The sequence below is a fragment of the Bifidobacterium sp. ESL0682 genome (assembly GCF_029392815.1).
In the GTDB taxonomy this organism is placed as follows: Bacteria; Actinomycetota; Actinomycetes; order Actinomycetales; family Bifidobacteriaceae; genus Bifidobacterium.
Map to the genome: position 1 here is coordinate 445,191 of NZ_CP113942.1, position 19,550 is coordinate 464,740.

Here is a 19,550-nt window from a genome sequence, read left to right on the forward strand (position 1 = left end):
TAATACATACTGAGGAAGATAATAGATGCCCGCGGACGTGCGGGCGGACGGAACTATATGGCACGCAAACAGGTAAGAGGGAACGGAGAGCCGGCACCGGTGGACGAGATGCCCACGGTGCCAATTGAGGTGCACCGTGCCTCTACCTCATTCGATTCGCACAAAGTGGCGTCGGCCCGCCATAACGGCCTCGAGCCGCTGCTTCGGCATGCAAGAGGCGCGGTCACTACGGGATTCGGTATGTGGGCGAAGTTTTCCACCAGACTTGTGCGACAGTGGGGGTGGTTCCCCAAAGTCGAGCCTTACGCGGGCTATGGCACCGGTGATTACGCGCGGTTGGTCTGCAGGACGGTGCTGGCGCCGGGCGGTTCTCGTTCTGGCGAACTGATGCGTGGCATCCGCGGCATGCTTGCGGTGCCGGCGGCCGGGGTTCGTGTGAAAATTGCCATCGACGATGTGCCGGTTAATTCGGTGCAGGTCGGCGTCTCCGAGGTCTACGACCGTTACGACACTTCACGCGAGATCAGTTCATCATATGCCATGTCTGACAGGGCCGGCTATCTCGATCTTGTCGCTGAACGTGGCAGCACGCCGGGTATCCATCACGTTTCTTATCAGGTGGCCGGGCGCGGGAAAGTCGACTCGGAGCTGTTCGTTGTGCCTTCGAATGCCAAGGTGGGCATCATCACCGACGTCGATGACACGATTATGGTGACGCAGGCGCCGAGCCCGGTCAAAGCGGCCTACAATCTGCTGCTGCTCAACCCCAAGAAACGTACCAGCGTGCCGGGAATGGGCGCCCTATTCACCAAGCTTGCCGATATGTTGCCGGATGCGCCGTTCTTCTACCTGTCGACCTCGCCTTGGAATGTCGAAAGTTCGATACGCAATTTCATTACCGAGCATGGCTATCCTGCCGGACCGCTGCTCCTTCGCGACCTTGACCCGCGGCCCAAGACTTTCATTCCCTCCGGTGTGGAGCACAAACTTGAGTTCGTCGAACAGCTGATGGAAGATTTCCCGGATATGAAATTCATCCTGATTGGCGACGACGGGCAGAAGGATCCGGTGACCTACGCCACCATCGCTCGTCGCTACCCGGGTCGGGTATTGGCCATCGCCATCCGAGAGTTGAGCCCTCGGGAGTCCTCGCCTTTGGCCGAAGTCGCCGGACTCACCGCCACCCAGCCTATGCCGGTCACCGATGTTCCGGTGTTCACCGGCACCACCGGTTCCAACATCATGAAAACCATGCTGCCTTATTTGCGTCAGACATTGGGGTTGTCGGCGACTGACTGACTCACGGCCGGGAACGGCATGCGGCAAAGGGAGATCGCGAAGGATGACGGCATAGAGTCGATAGCTGCCTGTGGCAGATGAGACGGATACTGAAATATTTACTGTTGCCTCGTATCCTGTCGATGTTCGTTTGATGAGTATAGTCTTGATGCTTATGACTGACGAAACGAACCTCACAACGGTGCTGCTGCAAGGTGCCGATAAGCCATCTGCCTCGCGTGATTTACCTGTTCCCCAAGCCAAACTTGAGCCGCACCGACGTACGGCATATGGCGACACCTTCATCGACCCCTACGAGTGGATGCGCGACAAGGATTCGCCGGAGCTTCAACGGCTTGTGCGTGAGGAAAACGACTATTACCAAGCTCGAACCGCCGGTTTTGACGGCTTGAAGCATAAGCTGTTCGAGGAACTCAAGTCAAGAGTCGACGAGACTGACATGTCGGTGCCGACACGAATGGACGGTTATTGGTATTTCGTGCGGACTCAGGAAGGGCTGCAATACGGTGTGCAATGCCGCCTGCCGATTGCCGGGCCGGACGATTGGGATCCACCTCAAATTAAGGCGAGCGATGCGGCCGGTTCGATGCCGGGGAGCAGGTCGTCTTCGACCCGAATATCGAATCGAAAGGCCATGACTTCTTCCGCTTGGGCGGACTGGACCTGACTCGCGACGGTCGTTGGCTGCTCTATGGCGTCGATACGGCCGGCAGTGAGCGTTACGACTATCGTATCCGTAGCCTTGAGGACGGTCACGAGCTGCCCGAAGTGTTCGAGGGTGTTGCCGAGGCGTGCTTTACACCCGATGGCAAGTGGGTGTTCTATACCTTGCTCGACCAGTCGTGGCGGCCGTATGCGGTTTGCCGACATCAGGTCGGCACGAACCTTGACGATGATGTCGAAGTCTTTCGCGAGAACGACGAGCGTTTCTGGGTCGGCGTTGGAATGAGTTTCGACGAGCGCAACGTGGTCATCGGTTCCTCGTCCAAGACCACCAGCGAAGTGCTGATGCTGCCGGTCGATACTCCGGAAGGTGAGTTCCGTGCGTTCATTCCACGTCAGGAAGGCGTGGAATACGATGTGAGCTTTGCACAGTTTGAAGGCGCGTGCGAAGACGGTGCTGACATTCCACTGGCGCTGGTCTATCACAATGCGAAGAACCCGAATTTCGAGGTGGATGTGGTCGACCTGCGCTCGCATGAACCGCCGTATACGCTGGGCGAAGGAGTGGTCGTAGCCCAAGGCTCGCCGTATGGTTGCGAGCGCGGCGATGAGGTCGAACCGGAGGCCTCCGGCAAGCGCGTGAATACACCGTATGACAATCCGGAGAATCCTGAGATTTTGCGTGGCGCTCGCGGACTCGGCATCGAAGGAATCTCGATATACCGTCATTTCGTCGTGCTGAGCTATCGCAAGGACAGCCTGCCGCATGTCGCTGTGATGACCAAGCAGGATGCGCTGGAGGATTTTCTGGCACACCGCTCATGGCGTTTCCGCGAATTGCAGCCGGATGAGGGCAGTGAGGGCTCGCATCTGTATTCCATCTCAGCGGGTGGTAATCCTTCCTATGACGTGCCGCGTATGCGTTATTCGTTCTCAAGCTATACGCAACCGGGGCAGCTGCGCGAACTTGATGTGGCCACGGGTGTGAGCAGGCTGCTCAAACAAGCAAAGGTCCATGGTGGTTTCGATGCTGCCAACTACCGCGAGAAGCGTGTCTGGGTGCGGGTGCGCGATGGCGAGTCGGTACCGGTTTCGCTGGTCTGGCGACCGGATTGTTGCCAGTCCATGGTTGCGTTGGATGGGCATTTGAGCGATATTGATGTACTGGCTTCTGACAGCGGCAAACTAGTTGAGAACCAATCCGGTCTGACTCCTGCCGGTCCGATGTTTATCACCGGCTACGGTGCCTATGAGGTCAGCAGCGATCCCGGATTTTCGGTGGCGCGTATCAGCATGCTCGACCGTGGCGTGCTTTATGCAGTGGTGCATGTGCGCGGCGGCGGTGAGATGGGCCGTGCGTGGTACGAGCAAGGTCGCCGGCTTGCCAAGCGTCATACGTTTGAGGATTTCGTCGATGCCACTAAAGCGTTGCAACAAGCCGGACTTGCCGACCCTAAGCGCACCGTTGCCAACGGCGGTTCCGCGGGCGGATTGCTGATGGGTGCCGTGGCGAATATGGCGCCTGAATGTTACGCGGGCATCGAGGCTGACGTGCCGTTCGTGGATGCGCTCACCTCGATTCTCGATCCGTCGTTGCCCCTGACCGTCACGGAATGGGATGAGTGGGGCGACCCGCTGCACGATAAGAACGTCTATGACTATATGAAGTCATATTCTCCTTATGAAAATGCGCCATTCGGCCCTTGGCAAGGTGATGACAAGTCTGCAGACACATCGCAAAACCAGAGTGTCGTAAATCGAAGTGGCGAAAGGCAGAGTTCCGATGGAAACCCATCTGATACTGCCGCTTCGCGATATCCGAAGATATTCGCCACCACCTCGATGAACGACACCCGCGTGCTCTACGTGGAACCGCTCAAGTGGATCGCCCGTCTGCAATCGCAAGGTGTGGATGCCATCGCGCGTATCGAGGTCGAAGCCGGTCACGGCGGGACTTCCGGGCGCTACAAGCAATGGCAGGAAGTCAGCGATGAAAATGCATGGTGCCTAAACACGATGGGCGTCATGAGCTGACTATTGTTGGGCCGACAGGGTGTCCATTTTCCGGACCAAATAGTGGACAGTGCCGAATTCGCGACTATTGTCACGGCTATGAGCACTAAAAAGACATATCATATTGCCGTCATCCCCGGTGACGGCATCGGCAAGGAAATCGTTCCGCCGGCCCAAGAGGTCATGGAGAAGGCTACCGAAGGCGTGGCCGACTTCGAGTACGAGGACTTCGATCTTGGCTCCCAACGTTATGTGCGCGATGGGGCGGTGCTGCCCGACGAGGATCTCGAGCGTATCAAGAAGACCGACGCCATTCTGTTGGGGGCCATCGGTGACCCCCGGCTCCCCGTACCGGCCGGTTTGCTTGAGCGTGGCCTGCTGCTGAAACTGCGTTTCTCGCTTGACCAGTATGTCAACCTGCGTCCGTCCAAGCTTTACAAAGGCGTCGAGTCACCGCTCAAGAATCCGGGCGACATCGATTTCGTCGTCGTGCGTGAAGGCACGGAAGGTCTCTATTGCGGCGCTGGCGGCGACATTCGCAAGGGCACCCCGCATGAGGTGGCCACCGAGGTCAGCCTCAACACCGCTTACGGTGCCGAGCGCGTGATTCGCTACGCTTTCGAGCTGGCGATGAAGCGCAAGAAGCACGTCACGCTGGTCCACAAGAAGAACGTGCTGGTCAACGCCGGCGACATGTGGCAGCGCATCGTCGACAAGGTGGGTGAGGAATACCCCGAAGTCAGTCATGATTACCTGCACATCGACGCGACCACCATCTTCATGGTCACCGATCCCAGCCGCTTCGACGTCATCCTGACCGACAATCTCTTTGGCGACATCATTACCGACGAGGCCGGTGCCGTGGTCGGCGGTGTCGGTTATTCCGCCTCTGGCTGTATCAACGCCACCAACGAGTACCCCTCGATGTTCGAGCCCATCCACGGCTCGGCGCCCGATATCGCCGGCAAGGGCATTGCCAACCCGACCGCCACCATTCTCTCCACCGCGATGCTGTTGCGCCACCTTGGTATGGATGAGCCGGCCAAGCACATCGAAGAGGTCGTCGAGGCTGATATCGCTGAAAACACACAGAAGCAGCGCACCACGGCCGAAGTCGGCAAGTCCATTCTGGATAGAATCTGAGCTGTTTGGTTCTGATCGTGTGATAGGCCACGGCTCGGTACTCACCTTCATATAGTGCGTCGGGCGGCATCTGAAAAGGATGTCGCCCGACGCGCATTGTGGAATAAATCGCGAAGGAATAGATTCGCAGGTAATTCCCAGCAATTTCGTATGCTTGGCTCGACAGTTTAGGCTAAAGTGGAAACTATGAACAACACTTCGGATTCCCAAGGCGGCCAGCCCGACCGGCGGCCCGATCAAGGTTTCGACGCTTCGCAGACAGGTGCCAACGGCCAAGGCCAGTACCAGCAGCCTTCTGACCAGTATCAGGGCCAGAGTCAGCAGTATTCGCAGCCTGATTATGCCCAGGATGGCGCATCGTGGCAGTCGCAATCGTCGCAGCAGACGCAATTCGGCCAGGGCGATTACCAGCAGCCCGGTTATACGCAGCCCTATTATGGGCAGCCGAACTATCAGCAGCCCGGTTATGCTCAATCTTGGCAAAGCCAGCCCGGGTATGGTTATACGGCGGGCAATGGCGGCCAGCCCTATGCGCCGCAGAACGGCTACCCGCAGGGTCAGCCTTATGCCCCGCAATACGGTCAGCCGCAACCCTTACCTTACGGTTATCAGCCGCGAAGCAAGATGGTGGCAGGCCTGCTCGGTGTCTTCCTGGGTTGGCTTGGCGTGCACAATTTTTATCTGGGATACTATGCCAAGGCTGTAACCCAGTTGCTCCTGACATTGATCGGCTGGATTCTGTTTGGCTTGGGTCCGGTTGCGGCCTTTATTTGGGGTCTGATTGAAGGCGTGCTGATTTTGAGCTCCAACTATGGTTCGCCATGGCACAGGGATGCCAAGGGTGTCGAGCTTCGCGAATAACTTGCGCGGCGAATACAAGACTCCTGGAGGCAAGCTGGTAGGGGTCGATGTCTACGTTGACGAGGCGGGAAAACCGGTCTCGTGCAAGGTCGATGGCGATTTCTTCGTGATGGGCGACGATGATGCCGCGCAATCCCTGCTTGCGGATATCGAACGGGCGCTGATTGGCGGCGAGCCGTTGGACACCGTTTTCCGTGCCCATCCACGGGTACGGTTGGTGGGTGTCGATGGTAACGCGATACATACGGCGTATCTGAGAGCTTTGGGAAACGTTGTAAAAGGTTCTTCACGCGAAAAGTGCCGTTCAATTTGTGCAAATGTCGATGCCAATGATAATTCAGACAAATCAACGTCAAATAATGACGCTTTTCATCAACTTTGTCGAAAGCGTTGGATGGCAATTCGTCCAGAGGTGGTCCTCGACATCGCCCGAGACTCGGCCGAGCAGATGGCGGTCGACGAGCGTTGGGCTCGTGAGGTATCTGAAGGAATAAGACCTGCCACACTACGGTTCTGGCGCTGGTCGCGCCCGGCCGTCGTGGTCGGCAGATTCCAGTCGATTGACCATGAGGTCGATGTCGAAGAAGCTCGCAAAGAGGGATTTGACGTGGTCCGTCGCTGCACTGGCGGGGGCACGATGTTCATTGAACCGGCAAACGTTATCACCTACTCGCTCTATGCCCCGCAGGCTTTCGTCCAAGGACTCTCCGTGAACCAATCATTCCGATTATGCGATCAGTGGCTTGTCGACGCGCTCAACGAATTGGGCATCGACGCAGCATTCGGAGGAACCAACGATATCGTCTGCAGTGAAGGTAAGATTGGTGGTGCTGCACAACGCCTCTTTTCCGCTCATCATGGCGGACCCGGGGCATTGCTGCACCATACCACTCTCGCGTATGATATCGATGCCGAACGAATGAGTAGGATATTGAAGACGTCATCGGAAAAGATGCGTGACAAATCCGTCAAATCGGCCGTCAAACGTGTTGCGCCGCTCAAACGGCAAACGCAAATGGGGTTTGAAGAGCTTTTCTCTCACCTCGAAACCTACATCGAACAGCGTTACAATTAAAGTAAGTAATAGTTGGGTCGGCCAGTGTAGGCAAAAAATTTCTGGTAACGACACAGCGAATATTTTTGGAGGTGCGATCTCGTGGCTAGTCCGAATGGAACCCCTGAAGCGGACAACGAACTTCTGCAGACGGCATTGTTCAAGCATGTCTCTCCATCAGAGGCAGAGGAACTCATGCCCTACATGAAGCGAGCTGAGTTCGAAAAGGGTGACTACATTTTTCGTGAGGGTTCCACCGATCAGCGCATGTATCTGTTGGAGCGAGGCAAGGTGAAGCTCACACGCGAGGCAAGTGACAACCGTGTGCAGCTGCTGAGCATCCATACGCGCGGTGAGATTCTCGGTGAGATTCCCGTTTTTGACCCGACCGGTGGTCCGCGCACGGCTTCGGCCGTTGCGATGAACAACGGCACACAGGTCGGTTGGCTCGAACATGACACATTGTTCGCCTGGCTCAACAAGCATCCGCGCGTGGCCGTGGATATGTTGCAGGTGATGGCCAACCGCATGCGCAACAACAACGAGCAGATTTCCGATCTGGTCTTCATGGACGTCCCGGCTCGTTTGGCCAAGACGCTGCTCGATTTGGCTTCGCGCTTCGGCGAACCGGTGGAATCCGGCGTGAAGGTGCCGCACGACCTGACGCAGGAGGAGATGGCCCAGCTGGTCGGCTCTTCTCGTGAGACGGTCAACAAGGCGCTGATGGATTTCGCCAACCGTGGCTGGATTGCACGTGAAGGCCGTTCCATCATCATCTACCAGCCAGGTGCGCTGATTCGTCGTTCCCGTCACTGATTATCGCTTCACGCTTACGTTTTGTTCGTGGTCCGTTGCCAGATGGCTTCGGACCGCGATTGATATCTGGTATATTCATATACATTTTTCGGCTTGCTTTCGGCAAGTTCTCAGACTCTCCGAGCAATGTGCGCATCGGGCGATAATGCCACTGAATCGGCCGTTTCGGTAGAGGCGATACCATAGAATGACACCATGCCTAAAATGAAGAACAACCTCACTGTGCGGCGTGTGATCGCCCTGCTGCTGACCTATGTCACCCTTTGCATCGCTGGCGGTGTGGTTGGCGGTATGTTCTTCATTCCCGGCGTGCTTGGCATCAATAGCGCGGCCCGCACGGTGGCTCCGTCGCTAAAGGTAGAGGACATCGATTTCGATGTGACCAGCCTGCCGCAGAAATCGACCATTTACGCCTCTGACGGCAAGACTGTCATCGCCACCTTCTACGCGCAGAACCGCACCGTGGTGCCGTTGCGACAGGTCTCGAAGCCCATGCAGCAAGCCGTGGTCGCCCGTGAGGATCGCCGCTTCTTCGAGCATTCCGGCGTGGACGTGCAAGGCGTGCTCCGTGCCTTCATTCAGACCTTCATCAATCACGGCGATACCCAAGGCGGTTCGTCGCTGACCCAGCAGTATGTCAAGAACGTATTGTTGGTCGAGGCCAAGGAAAAGAACGATCCTATCGCCGAATATCATGCGTCGGAAGACACCATCGCTCGCAAGATACGTGAGATGCTCATCGCGGTGCAGATGGAGAAGCAGTATTCCAAGGCCGAAATCCTTCAGGGCTATCTCAATATAGCCCAGTTCGGGCGCAACAATCTTTATGGTGTGGAGACCGCGGCGAAACGGTATTTCAACGTTTCTGCAGCCGACCTCAACATCGGGCAGGCGGCGACCATTGCCGCCATCACCAAGAACCCGGCCAAATACGATCCGTCGGTGGCCCAGAACCAGCCCGAGGCGCAGAAGCAGCGCAACATCGTCCTTGACCTGATGCTCGAGCAGCATTTCATCTCGCAGGGTGACCACGACAAATACCGGTCACAGCCCATAGCAAGCACACTCAATCTGCAGGACAACTCGACGCAGGTCGGTTGCCAGGTTGCGGGTGACGCAGGATTCTTCTGCGATTACGCCACCAAGCAGATTCTCAATTCCAAGGAATTCGGCAAGACCGCTAGGGATCGCACCAAGCTTCTGAACGAGGGCGGACTCAACATCTACACCACCATGGATGTGCATGCCAACGCCGACGCAATGCAGGCCGCGCGCGACACCGTTCCTGTGAATGACCCGAGCGGATTCGAAGTCGCCATGGCCTCCATCAAACCCGGAACCGGCGAAGTACTCGGCTTCGGCATCAACCGTACCTATGACCCGACGGATGCGGCAAAAAGTGATCCCACGCGCACGGCCGTCAATTATGCGGTCGATCAGAAAGACGGAGGCGGCACCGGCTGGGAGGTCGGTTCCACATGGAAACCCATCAACATGATCGCTTGGATGCAGCAGGGCCGGTCCATCACCGACGTGGTGCACCCCAAAGGCTTCTATCCTCGGCACTCCTTCGCTTGCCCCGGCTACACCGGCACCGACAACGGTTGGTCGCCAAAGAATTCGGAAGGCGGCGTCGGCGGTGCCGAATCCGTGCTTGACGGCCTCGTCCATTCGCACAACACCACCCAGGCCGCCATGGCCGAACAGATTGGGATGTGCCCGATTGTCGATGCGGCGAAAACCGTCGGCTACCATCAAGCTCAGGATGGTGACAAGTTGTTCACCTCCAAGAACTGGCCCGGACCGCTGATCATCGGTACTGTCGCGGCCTCGCCGCTCACGATGGCCAACGTCTACGCCACCATCGCGGCCAACGGTGTGGAGTGCACGCCTATCGCTTTGAAGAAGGTTGTCTCCAAGCAGGGCAAGTCGCTGAAGGTTCCTAGCGCCAACTGCCATCAGGCCATCGACCCCGCCATTGCACAGACCACGGCTTACGCCATGAACCAAGGCGTCGTCCGCCCCGATGGTCAGGCCAAGAAAGCCCAGCTCGACAACGGACGCAAGACCTTTGCCAAGACCGGCACCAACGAGCAGACTCGTATGCTCACCTCCGGGTTCATTCCTAACCAGGTCGCGACTTTCGTCTCCGTGGGCAACGCCGAATACAACGTCTCCTTCTCCGGCAAGACCATCAATGGTCAGTCTCATGCCTACTGGTATGGCTCCGATATTGCCACGCCGGCTTGGAGGGAGTTCATGAATAAATACCTCGCTGACATCAATGCCCCGATTGACAACAGCTACGGTAACGCCGACCCGAAGTTCATGGGCGGAGCCAGTACCTCCGATAACACCAATCGGTCCGATACGAGTGGCAATACCGGCAATGTCAGTACGCAAAACACGCAAGGTGGTCAGCAGGGTCAGGACCAGCAGCAGTCACAAGGCGAAGATACTGAACAGGGCATGCAGTAATTCACTATTGAGGGCACCGAGCCTGTTGTTTTGTGGCTTTTCGGTTCGACTATGTGATTTTTTGGTCGGTTCAAATCAAGACAAAAGCGCGGGCTGGCGTTGATCGGATTCGTTGTTTTTAGCCGGCTGAGCTCCTGTCTTTTCGATGTTTGATTTCATCTCAATGTTCGATTTTGGTAAACCTACCAGAGGAAACGCTCACGTGAGTTTGTTTCGTGCTCTTATTTGTGCGATAATGTTCGTATGATTTCCTCTCAACGTCAGCATTTGATTCTGAGCCGACTTCGTACACGAGGCGCGGTGCGCATCACCGCGCTCTCCAAGGAACTCGGCGTCTCTGCGATGACGGTGCGCCGCGATATTGCGGACTTGGCCGACAAAGGCCTGTTGAAACGTGTCCACGGCGGCGCGGTGACTACCAGCACGTTGCTCAGTGAACCGCTTTTCTCCGTCAAATCGCAGATGGATATCGGGCTTAAGGACGCAATTGCGCAGGAGGCTGTCAAATACGTCTCGCCCGGTGACGTCATCGCCATCGGCGGCGGCACGACGTCTTACATCTTCGCGCAGCACCTCCTGGAAAGCCAGCGTGCGAGCAATATCACCATCCTCACCAACTCGATTCCCGTGGCGGAGCTCGTACAGGCCTTGGAGAGCAAGGACGTCGAGGTTATCGTCACCGGCGGTGTGATCACCCGCTCGAACTCGTTGGTCGGCCCGATTTCCGACAAAGTCATCGAGTCGTTGCGCGTCAACACCGTGTTCTTGGGTACTCATTCCGTCTCGATACCTCGTGGTTTCCTCATGCCGAACTCGCTTGAGGCTGCCACCGACATGGCCATGATGGATATCGCCGACAAAACGGTGATTCTGACCGATCACACGAAGTGGAGTTGCACCTCGCTTTCCCTTTTCGCCCGTTTCGATCAGGTCGACACCCTCATCACCGACGACGGTCTTGATCCGACCTCGGCCGAAGAGACCCGCAAGCTGGTCAATCATCTGGTGCTGACCAAGGGTCCCGGGCAACTGGAGGACTGAACGCACGAGAGGCGACGACGCCAATCGTAACCAATAACTTTTCACGATTATGCAACGATAATCGAATGCCGACGGCGGCTGCCTCGATGGAGACGAAACCGATGGTCTGATGACATGAAAACCTACGCGAAGGAGCAGCGATGAAGCAGCAGGAATTCAAGTATTATCATCCCGGAAAATATGCGTCCGAGCATATCCGCATCACGTCTACGAAACTGGCGGACGGGCGAGATTTCTTCTATCTGGACGACGATCCGGAATATGCCAGTGGGGCCAAAACCCGCGAGTTGAAGGACCCGCGTCCACTGGCCAACCGGTTCGCCCCGCATCTTGATGCCGATGGCCACGAGGTGCCGTACGCCGAGCCGATCATGCGCCGTGATCCGTTGACTGGTGAATGGATTCCGATGGCGGCGGCCCGTATGAACCGACCGATTACCGCCGGTCCAGGAGCCACAGCCAAAGGCAATCCGCTGGCCGCACGCAAGCCCGGTGATCCGTATCAGGACGGGGAAGTGCCCGACACCGATTACGATGTGGTCATCTTCGAGAACCGTTTCCCCTCGATGGTGCAGGTGCCCGGCGTGCCGAACGCTGTTACTCAGGTCGATGACACCGAGCTGTGGGAGCAGAAGCCTGCGGCCGGACGTTGTGAGGTCATCTGTTTCGATCCGAACGAGGACGGTCTTCCCGCCGATCTGCCGGTTTCGCGCCTGCGCACCGTCGTGGAGGCATGGGCCTTCCGTACCGCCGAAATCTCGCACATGGATGGCATCGAACAGATTTTCCCCTTCGAGAACCACGGCGCTGAAATCGGTGTCTCGCTCGCGCATCCGCATGGTCAGGTCTACTGCTATCCGTTCATTCCACCTAAGATGGAGACCGAGCTGCAGCATACGCAAGCCTATTTCGAGCGGACCGGCGGCAATCTCCTGCGCGACATCATGGATGCCGAAATATCGGCCGGCACACGCGTGGTGATGCGCAATTCCAGCTGGGTCGCCTATGTGCCGGCCGCCGCACGCTGGCCCTTGGAGGTCCATGTGGCCCCCGTGCGTGACGTGCGAACCCTCGACGAGCTCAACGACCAGGAACGCTGGGATCTGGCCTCGATGTATTCGCATCTGCTGCGCCGCGGCAACGCCTTCTTTGATAAGGGCGATGGCAAAGGCATGGATCTGCCGTACATCTCAGCCTGGCACCAGGCACCTGTGCACGATTCGCGCGGCGAGAACTACCGCCTCAACCTGCAGTTCTTCTCGTTCCGCCGGGCCGCCAACAAGGTCAAGTACTTGGCCGGCTCCGAATCCGGGATGGGCGCATGGGTGAGCGACACGACACCGGAACGCATCGCCGCCCGCTTCCACGAGCTCGGGCCGATCGATATCGACTGAATCAATTCCGCAGATCGTCACACTTATTTCATGGAGGAAATCAAATGACCAACATCAGAGACGTCCAATACCTTGAACCGTTGGATGCCAAAGAAGCGGTCGGCGAGGTAGCCGAACTCTTTGTGGACACATTCAACGAGGCTCCGGCGGGCGTGTGGTCGGCTCCAGGGCGCGTGAACCTGATCGGCGAGCACACGGACTACAACGCCGGGCTTTGCCTACCAATCGCTCTGCCTCATCGCACATTTGTCGCCGTCGCTCCCAAGGAGAGTGGCGTGGTGCGCGTCGTTTCCAGTTTCGGCGACCGCAAGCCCGTGACCGTTGACCTTGATGGGCTCAAGGCTCGGGATGTTGAGGGTTGGGCCGCCTATCCGATTGGCGTGGCCTGGGCGTTGCGCGAGGTCGGATTCGATGCGGTGAAGGGCTTTGACGCCGCATTCGTTTCGTGTGTGCCGGTCGGCGGCGGGCTGAGCTCATCGGCCGCGATGACCTGTTCCACGGCGCTCGCGCTCGACGACATCTACAAGCTCGGTTTCGGCGGAAGCGACGAAGGTCGCGTCACCTTGATTCAGGCCGCGATGAAGGCGGAGAACGACATGGCCGGCGCATCCACGGGTGGGCTCGACCAGAATGCTTCGATGCGCTGCATGCCAAACCATGCATTGCTTCTGGATTGCCGTCCGGAGCTTGATGCGCTGCACAATGTTTCCCAGCAGCCCTTCGATCTGGATGCGTTGGGTCTTGAACTGCTTGTGGTCGACACACAGGCCAGCCACCAGCTCAACGACGGGCAGTACGAGGCTCGCCGCAGCATGTGTGAGGAAGCCGCAAAGATGTTAGGCGTCGAAAATCTGCGAGTTGTCGCTGATCGGATTTCACAAGACTCCGGAGATGATGCCGATGCTGCGCAGACGGCGTTGCAAGCTGTGATCGACAAGCTGCCGGACGAGACGATGAAGAAGCGCGTGCGCCACGTCATTACCGAAATTTGGCGTGTACCTGAGTTCGTGAAGGCATTCACCGCTGGGGATGTCAAGGAAGCTGGGCGACTATTCAACGCTTCTCATGATTCGCTTGCCAAAGATTACGAGGTTACCGTCCCTGAGCTCGACGTGGCGGTGGACGTCGCTCGCAAGCACGGCGCATATGGTGCTCGGATGACCGGAGGCGGTTTCGGCGGCTCCATCATCGCGCTGGTCGACAAAGGCCAAGGACACGCCATCGCCCAGGCGATCGCCGACGAATTTGCGCATCAGGGCTTCCATGCTCCGCGTGCTTTGGCTGCAGTCGCATCCGATTCCGCACGCAAAGAGGCATAAGCCAGATAAACCAGATGACTGAAATAAAGTTGTAGTGATATTACGAGAACAACAATTGAACTGTCGCATAAATCTACGATGATCTCGCCAGAGTTGTGATGAAGTTGCAATATCCGTAAAGGGGATGTGAACGCTGGTGGAGATAGCGTCACAGTCATTGTCTTTCCGCGTGATGAGCCGATAACCTTCCAGTGGTTTCCATGAAAATCGCTGGAAGGTTTTGTATTTCTATGTCGTCATCTCGTTTCTCTGCCATCAGGCCATGGCTGGTGTTCGTAGGTTGCTGCGTGTTATCGCTGGTCGGTTTTGGCATGATTATTAATACGCCCGGTCTCTATTATGCGGTGCTGAGCCAGGAACTCCACGTCAGCCGCGCGCAGGTGGCGCTGGCCACCACCATCATGAACGGCGTGGGGGCGCTGACGATGGTTGTGGGCGGGCGTGCGATGAAGCGTTTCGATTCCCGCATACTGATTAGCGTATGCGTGGCCGTCTGCGCGATTGTCTTCTTTGCGGGTTCCTATTTCACGGCCCTGTGGCAGTTCTATGTGGCGTTCGTCATCCTCGGCGTGGCCTACGTCATCCCGGTTTCCCTGGCGCCCAGTGTCTTGCTCTCCAACTGGTTTGAACAGAAGGTGGGTATGGTGATGGGCATCGCACTCGGACTCTCCGGTGTGGGCGGCATGGTTTTCAACCCGGTGGTCTCCTCATGGATCTCCGATTTCGGTTGGCGCACCTCCTATCGATTCACGGCGCTGGTGTTGGCCGTCTGCATTCTGCCTTTCTCGCTGTTGGTACTCAAGTTTCTGCCTGATGAATCTCGTGGTGAATTCGCATACGGGCACAGCACTGTTGCGACTGATGCAAGCTATGTTGCCGGCGATGAGGCATCCAAGGACGGCAATATGAACGGTGGCGATAAAGATCTAGAAGCAAAGGCCGATGATTCCTCTATCACAGGTGTTGCCGCTCATGACGCTTATCGCACGGTGACGTTCATGCTTCTGGCCGTTATCTCTGTGATGTTGCAGTTCACCTCTGGTCTGGTGCAGCATGTGTCGGGATATGAGCAGACGCGTGGGCTGAATCTGCAGCAAGGTGCACTGGTCGTCTCCGGTATCATGCTTGGCGCGGCTGTCGGCAAGGCCACCATAGGCATTCTGCTCGATCGGCTCAACACCCAACTGGTGCTCGTCCTGTATTCGGTGGTCGGGTTGGCGGGCTGGCTCATGATGATGCTGGTCAAGGTTCCTGGACTCGCCACAGTTGCTGGTCTGTTGGCCGGACTCGGGCAAGGGGTCGTCTTGGTGGCGGTGCCCTGGTTGGTGCGTCGATGCTTCGGCAGGCGCAACTACGCCGAGATCTTCAGTGGCGTACAGGTGGCCGGTACGATGGCGCTTGCGCTTTCGGCGACCGTGCATGGAGCGGTCTTCGATTTCACAGGTTCCTATCTGCCGAGCCTGGCCAGTGCCGTCATCTTCTTCGCCATTGCGGCGTTCGGCCTGTCTGCGGCGTTCCGACTTCGCCCGCGTTTCGAAAATGCTGCTGAACCGGTGGCTGATGGACGATGAACCGAATGGTCCACGTGACTTACGAATGCCATGAGGATGAACCGGCGGGTCCATGTGACAGACGGACGTTGCGGTGATGAATGACCGTTGCTCGTCTATACTGGATTCAACATGAGGTTAGGTGGCCATTATCGCCAGCCTTCAAATCGTTTAAGGGGTTTCCATGGATAAAGCGGTCATCACCGTGGTCGGACAGGACACTGTCGGCATCATCGCGCAGGTCTGCACCTACCTTTCGCAGCATAAAGTGAACGTTCTCGACATTTCGCAGACCATCATCGACGGATTCTTCAACATGATGATGATCGTCGATTATGCCAATTCCGACGAGGAGTTCTCGGCGCTGGTCGACGACCTCGAGGCGCTTGGCGACAAGATCGGCGTGCGCATCCGCTGCCAGCGCGAGGAAATCTTCACGAAGATGCACCGGGTCTGAGCGAGGGACAAGCAATGCTGAACATTATGGAGGTCCACGAGACCAATCAGATGATCGAGCAGGAAAAGCTCGACGTGCGCACCATCACCATGGGTATCTCGCTGCTTGACTGCGCGGCCGCCGACGTGGACACGGTCTGCGACAACATCTACAACAAGATCACCGACAAGGCCCGCGACCTGGTGAAGGTCGGCGAGTCCATCGAACGCGACTTCGGCATCCCGATCGTCAACAAGCGCATCACGGTCACGCCGATTGCGCTGGTGGGCGCGAGCTCTTGCAAATCGCCGGAGGACTTCGTCAAGATTGCCCATGCGCTCGACCGCGCGGCCAAGCAGGTCGGCGTCGATCTCATCGGCGGCTACAGCGCGTTGGTTTCCAAGTCGATGACACCGGCCGAACGCATGCTCATCGAATCGATTCCGCAGGCGCTCTCGCAAACCGATATCGTCTGCTCGTCGGTCAACGTCGGCTCCACCAAAACCGGCATCGACATGGATGCCGTCGAGCTCTTAGGCCACGTCATCAAAGACACCGCCTATGCCACGCGTGACAACGACAGCTACGGCTGCGTCAAATTCGTGGCCTTCTGCAACGCTCCTGACGACAACCCGTTTATGGCCGGTGGTTTCCACGGTGTCACCGAAGGCGATGTGGTCGTCAACGTCGGTGTTTCTGGGCCTGGTGTGGTCTCCCGTGCGCTCGACGCGGCCAAAGGCAAGGATTTCGAATTCCTGTGCGAGACCATCAAGCGTACCGCTTTCAAGATTACCCGCGTCGGTCAGCTTGTTGCGCAGGAGGCTTCCAAGCGGCTCGGTGTGCCCTTCGGTATCATCGATCTGTCGCTGGCTCCCACGGCCGCAGTCGGCGATTCGGTGGGCGAAGTCTTGGAGAAGATTGGCCTCGATCAGGTCGGTGCTCCTGGCACCACTGCGGCGCTCGCGATGCTCAACGATCAGGTGAAGAAGGGCGGCATCATGGCCTCCTCCTATGTTGGCGGCCTTTCCGGTGCGTTCATCCCAGTTTCTGAAGACAAGAACATGATTGATGCGGCGGCATCCGGATGCCTGACCATTGAAAAGCTCGAGGCGATGACCTGCGTCTGCTCGGTCGGCCTTGACATGATTGCGATTCCTGGCGAGACCACCGCTTCCACGATTTCTGGCATGATTGCTGACGAGGCCGCCATCGGCATGGTCAATCAGAAGACCACCGCTGTGCGCGTCATCCCCGTCTATGGTAAAAGCGTCGGCGAAGTGGCCAATTTCGGCGGCTTGATGGGCTACGCGCCAATCATCCCGGTCAACCAGACCTCCTGCGAAGCCTTCGTCACCCGTGGCGGCCGCATCCCCGCCCCGATTCACAGCTTCAAGAACTGAAGTCCGGTAACAGAAAAGGCCACTGACACACTGTCGGTGGCCTTTTCGTCATATTCTTAGGAAATTTATTCCCCGCCTTGGAAACCGAGCTGGCGCCAGGCTTCGTAGATGGCGATGGAGGCGCAGTTTGTGAGGTTGAGGCTGCGAAGGCTCGGGCGCATCGGCAGACGCACTTGCTCGGCGACGTGCGGGCCTTCCATGATGTCCATTGGATCGGGGATGTTGCCCGGTTCCGGGCCGAAGAGCAGGATATCGGTCGGTTTGTATTCGATGTCCGTGTAGAGCTTGGTGGCATGCGCGGTGAAGGCGATGATGCGTGAGTTCGGCATCGACTTCACCAGGTCGTCGAAGTCCGGGTGCAGCACGACGTGGGCCATGTCATGGTAATCAAGGCCGGCGCGGCGCAACTTGGTGTCTTTGAGGTTGAAGCCGAGCGGCTCGACCAGATGCAGAATCGTCCCGGTCACGGCGCACAGGCGGATGGCGGAGCCGGTGTTGCCGGGGATGCGCGGGGAGTAGTAGCACAGGTGCGGCGTCACCGTCTTGGCCTCGCTGGCGTCCTTGGCGCTCATCATCGCGTCGACCACGCTGATCGGGTTGCCGTGCGCGTCGGTGACGAGCTCGTCCGGCCCGTAATTGGACTTGCGATAGCCGTATTCGTACATATCGGTGACTTTGTTCTCTGGATTCCCGGCGTTTTCCGCCGTCTGCGCTGCTTCTGTCATAGTTCAAAGTTATCGCCGCAAAGCGACACGAAAAAGCCCGCCGGAAACCAGCGGGCTTTTCATCGTTAAAGAACCCTTACATCAGGCTCTCATAGATGGCGCGGATTTCGTCCTTGGTGGGTTTGCGCGGGTTGCCGCCCGTGCAGACATCTACGAAGGCGTTCTCGGTCAGGCCGTCGATGTCGCTTTCCTTGGCGCCGACCTCGCTGATGGTGGTCGGGTTGCCAAGGTCGACGGTGAGCTTGTGAATCTTCTGTACGGCCTCTTCGCGCACCTCGTCGATTGAGCGATCAGGGTTGTAGGATCACCGTCGCCGAACGCGTGGGCGATGGCGCGGTACTTCTCACCGGTGTAATCCTTGTTGTATTCCATGACCGGGGCGAGCAGAATGCCGTTCGCCACGCCGTGCGCAACACCGAGCAGACCACCCAGAGCGTGCGCCATGCCGTGCACCAGGCCAAGGCCGACATTGGAGTATGCCATGCCAGTGATGTAGGAAGCGTAGGCCATCTTCTCGCCGGCCTCAACGTCGCCATCGGCAGACTTGGCGAGGTTCTCGGCAATCATACGAATCGTCTGCAGCGAGAGGCAATCGGAAAGCTCCCAGGCGCCTGGGGTGACGAAGCCCTCGATGGCGTGGGTCAGTGCGTCGAGGCCAGTGGCGACCTTGAGGCTGCGCGGCATCGAGTCGGTCATGTCCGGATCGACGAAGGCGACCAGCGGGATGTCATGCGGGTCGACGGCGACGAACTTGCGCTTCTTGGCGGTGTCGGTGACCACGTAGTTGATGGTCGTCTCCGAAGCTGTTCCGGCGGTGGTGGGCACGCCGAAGATCGGGACGGACGGGTTCTTGGTGGCAGCGGTGCCTTCCAGCGAAAGCACGTCAGCGAACTCTGGGTTCGCGGCAATGATGCCAATGCCCTTGCAGGTGTCTTGCGGCGAGCCGCCACCCAGACCGATCAGGAAGTCGGCGCCGGCGCTCTTGAACTTCGCCACACCGTCTTGGATGCACTCCACCGGCGGGTTCGGCTTGACGTTGTCGAAGATTTCGTAGGGCATGCCGGCCGCATCGAGCACGTCAGTGACCTTCTTGACGGTTCCGGTCTTGAGCAGCACCGGGTCAGTGACGATGAAAGCCTTGGTGAAGCCGTGTGCCTTGGCGACATTCGGGATTTCCTTGATTGCTCCGCGCCCGAAATAGGCTTCCTGATTGAAGATCATGCGATACACCATTGTTCACTCCTTTATGGTTTTAGTGTGAGATAGCTCACATCGTTGTTTATTGTAGTGTCATGTTCCTACTATCTCGTTATCGCTCACAGCATTTGATTCGTAAGGCTGTAGCGGCATCAGGGCAG

General features: G+C 57.7%; 13 protein-coding genes and 2 pseudogenes. 13 read left to right on the top strand and 2 right to left on the bottom strand.

From position 1 onward, the window contains the following. The first annotated feature begins 57 nt into the window (after positions 1-57). The 13 genes and pseudogenes from OZX57_RS01845 (at position 58) to OZX57_RS01905 (ending at position 17,467) form a co-directional block, all read left to right on the top strand. A complete protein-coding gene (locus OZX57_RS01845) occupies positions 58-1,299 on the top strand; it encodes a phosphatase domain-containing protein (protein ID WP_277162491.1) in 1,242 nt (413 codons plus the stop codon). Between the two features lie 154 nt (positions 1,300-1,453). After that, positions 1,454-3,996: pseudogene (locus OZX57_RS01850) on the top strand (S9 family peptidase). A gap of 78 nt (positions 3,997-4,074) precedes the next feature. Continuing rightward, a complete protein-coding gene (locus OZX57_RS01855; RefSeq protein WP_277162492.1) occupies positions 4,075-5,118 on the top strand; it encodes a 3-isopropylmalate dehydrogenase in 1,044 nt (347 codons plus the stop codon). A gap of 186 nt (positions 5,119-5,304) precedes the next feature. Beyond that, the gene (locus OZX57_RS01860) at positions 5,305-5,979 is read left to right on the top strand and encodes an NINE protein (RefSeq protein ID WP_277162493.1); all 675 of its coding nucleotides are present in this window, start codon (positions 5,305-5,307) and stop codon (positions 5,977-5,979) included. Further along, complete coding sequence (locus OZX57_RS01865) at positions 5,951-7,054, top strand: lipoate--protein ligase family protein (protein ID WP_277162494.1); 1,104 nt, start codon at positions 5,951-5,953, stop codon at positions 7,052-7,054. The genes OZX57_RS01860 and OZX57_RS01865 overlap by 29 nt, the downstream gene beginning before the upstream one ends. 81 nt (positions 7,055-7,135) lie before the next feature. After that, positions 7,136-7,849, top strand: a complete 714-nt coding sequence (locus OZX57_RS01870) for a Crp/Fnr family transcriptional regulator (RefSeq protein WP_277162495.1) — start codon at positions 7,136-7,138, stop codon at positions 7,847-7,849. 195 nt (positions 7,850-8,044) lie between these two features. Then, on the top strand, positions 8,045-10,327 hold the full coding sequence (locus OZX57_RS01875) for a transglycosylase domain-containing protein (RefSeq protein WP_277162496.1): 2,283 nt from the start codon (positions 8,045-8,047) through the stop codon (positions 10,325-10,327). 243 nt (positions 10,328-10,570) lie between these two features. Next, on the top strand, positions 10,571-11,368 hold the full coding sequence (locus tag OZX57_RS01880) for a DeoR/GlpR family DNA-binding transcription regulator (protein WP_277162497.1): 798 nt from the start codon (positions 10,571-10,573) through the stop codon (positions 11,366-11,368). Positions 11,369-11,508: 140 nt separating this feature from the next. Continuing rightward, complete coding sequence (gene galT / locus OZX57_RS01885) at positions 11,509-12,762, top strand: galactose-1-phosphate uridylyltransferase (protein ID WP_277162498.1); 1,254 nt, start codon at positions 11,509-11,511, stop codon at positions 12,760-12,762. Between the two features lie 53 nt (positions 12,763-12,815). After that, positions 12,816-14,081 (top strand): galactokinase, encoded by a 1,266-nt coding sequence (gene galK, locus OZX57_RS01890; RefSeq protein WP_277162900.1) that lies wholly within the window; start codon positions 12,816-12,818, stop codon positions 14,079-14,081. 230 nt (positions 14,082-14,311) lie between these two features. Next, the gene (locus tag OZX57_RS01895) at positions 14,312-15,652 is read left to right on the top strand and encodes an MFS transporter (protein ID WP_277162499.1); all 1,341 of its coding nucleotides are present in this window, start codon (positions 14,312-14,314) and stop codon (positions 15,650-15,652) included. Between the two features lie 163 nt (positions 15,653-15,815). After that, the gene (locus OZX57_RS01900) at positions 15,816-16,088 is read left to right on the top strand and encodes an ACT domain-containing protein (RefSeq protein WP_277162500.1); all 273 of its coding nucleotides are present in this window, start codon (positions 15,816-15,818) and stop codon (positions 16,086-16,088) included. A 14-nt stretch (positions 16,089-16,102) separates the two neighbouring features. Continuing rightward, positions 16,103-17,467, top strand: a complete 1,365-nt coding sequence (locus OZX57_RS01905) for a PFL family protein (RefSeq protein WP_277162501.1) — start codon at positions 16,103-16,105, stop codon at positions 17,465-17,467. A gap of 65 nt (positions 17,468-17,532) precedes the next feature. On the opposite strand, the gene OZX57_RS01910 is transcribed toward OZX57_RS01905, so the two are convergent. Beyond that, positions 17,533-18,192, bottom strand: coding sequence for a tRNA (cytidine(34)-2'-O)-methyltransferase (locus OZX57_RS01910; protein WP_277162502.1), 660 nt, complete (start codon positions 18,190-18,192; stop codon positions 17,533-17,535). Positions 18,193-18,268: 76 nt separating this feature from the next. Further along, a pseudogene (gene fucO / locus OZX57_RS01915) lies at positions 18,269-19,425 on the bottom strand (lactaldehyde reductase). Positions 19,426-19,550 lie beyond the last annotated feature (125 nt).

Coding starts and splice junctions, on each gene's coding strand:
- OZX57_RS01845 (WP_277162491.1), top strand. CDS start 58: ATGGCACGCAAACAGGTAAGAGGGAACGGAGAGCCGGCACCGGTGGAC.
- OZX57_RS01855 (WP_277162492.1), top strand. CDS start 4,075: ATGAGCACTAAAAAGACATATCATATTGCCGTCATCCCCGGTGACGGC.
- OZX57_RS01860 (WP_277162493.1), top strand. CDS start 5,305: ATGAACAACACTTCGGATTCCCAAGGCGGCCAGCCCGACCGGCGGCCC.
- OZX57_RS01865 (WP_277162494.1), top strand. CDS start 5,951: ATGCCAAGGGTGTCGAGCTTCGCGAATAACTTGCGCGGCGAATACAAG.
- OZX57_RS01875 (WP_277162496.1), top strand. CDS start 8,045: ATGCCTAAAATGAAGAACAACCTCACTGTGCGGCGTGTGATCGCCCTG.
- OZX57_RS01880 (WP_277162497.1), top strand. CDS start 10,571: ATGATTTCCTCTCAACGTCAGCATTTGATTCTGAGCCGACTTCGTACA.
- galT (WP_277162498.1), top strand. CDS start 11,509: ATGAAGCAGCAGGAATTCAAGTATTATCATCCCGGAAAATATGCGTCC.
- OZX57_RS01895 (WP_277162499.1), top strand. CDS start 14,312: ATGTCGTCATCTCGTTTCTCTGCCATCAGGCCATGGCTGGTGTTCGTA.
- OZX57_RS01900 (WP_277162500.1), top strand. CDS start 15,816: ATGGATAAAGCGGTCATCACCGTGGTCGGACAGGACACTGTCGGCATC.
- OZX57_RS01905 (WP_277162501.1), top strand. CDS start 16,103: ATGCTGAACATTATGGAGGTCCACGAGACCAATCAGATGATCGAGCAG.
- OZX57_RS01910 (WP_277162502.1), bottom strand. CDS start 18,192: ATGACAGAAGCAGCGCAGACGGCGGAAAACGCCGGGAATCCAGAGAAC.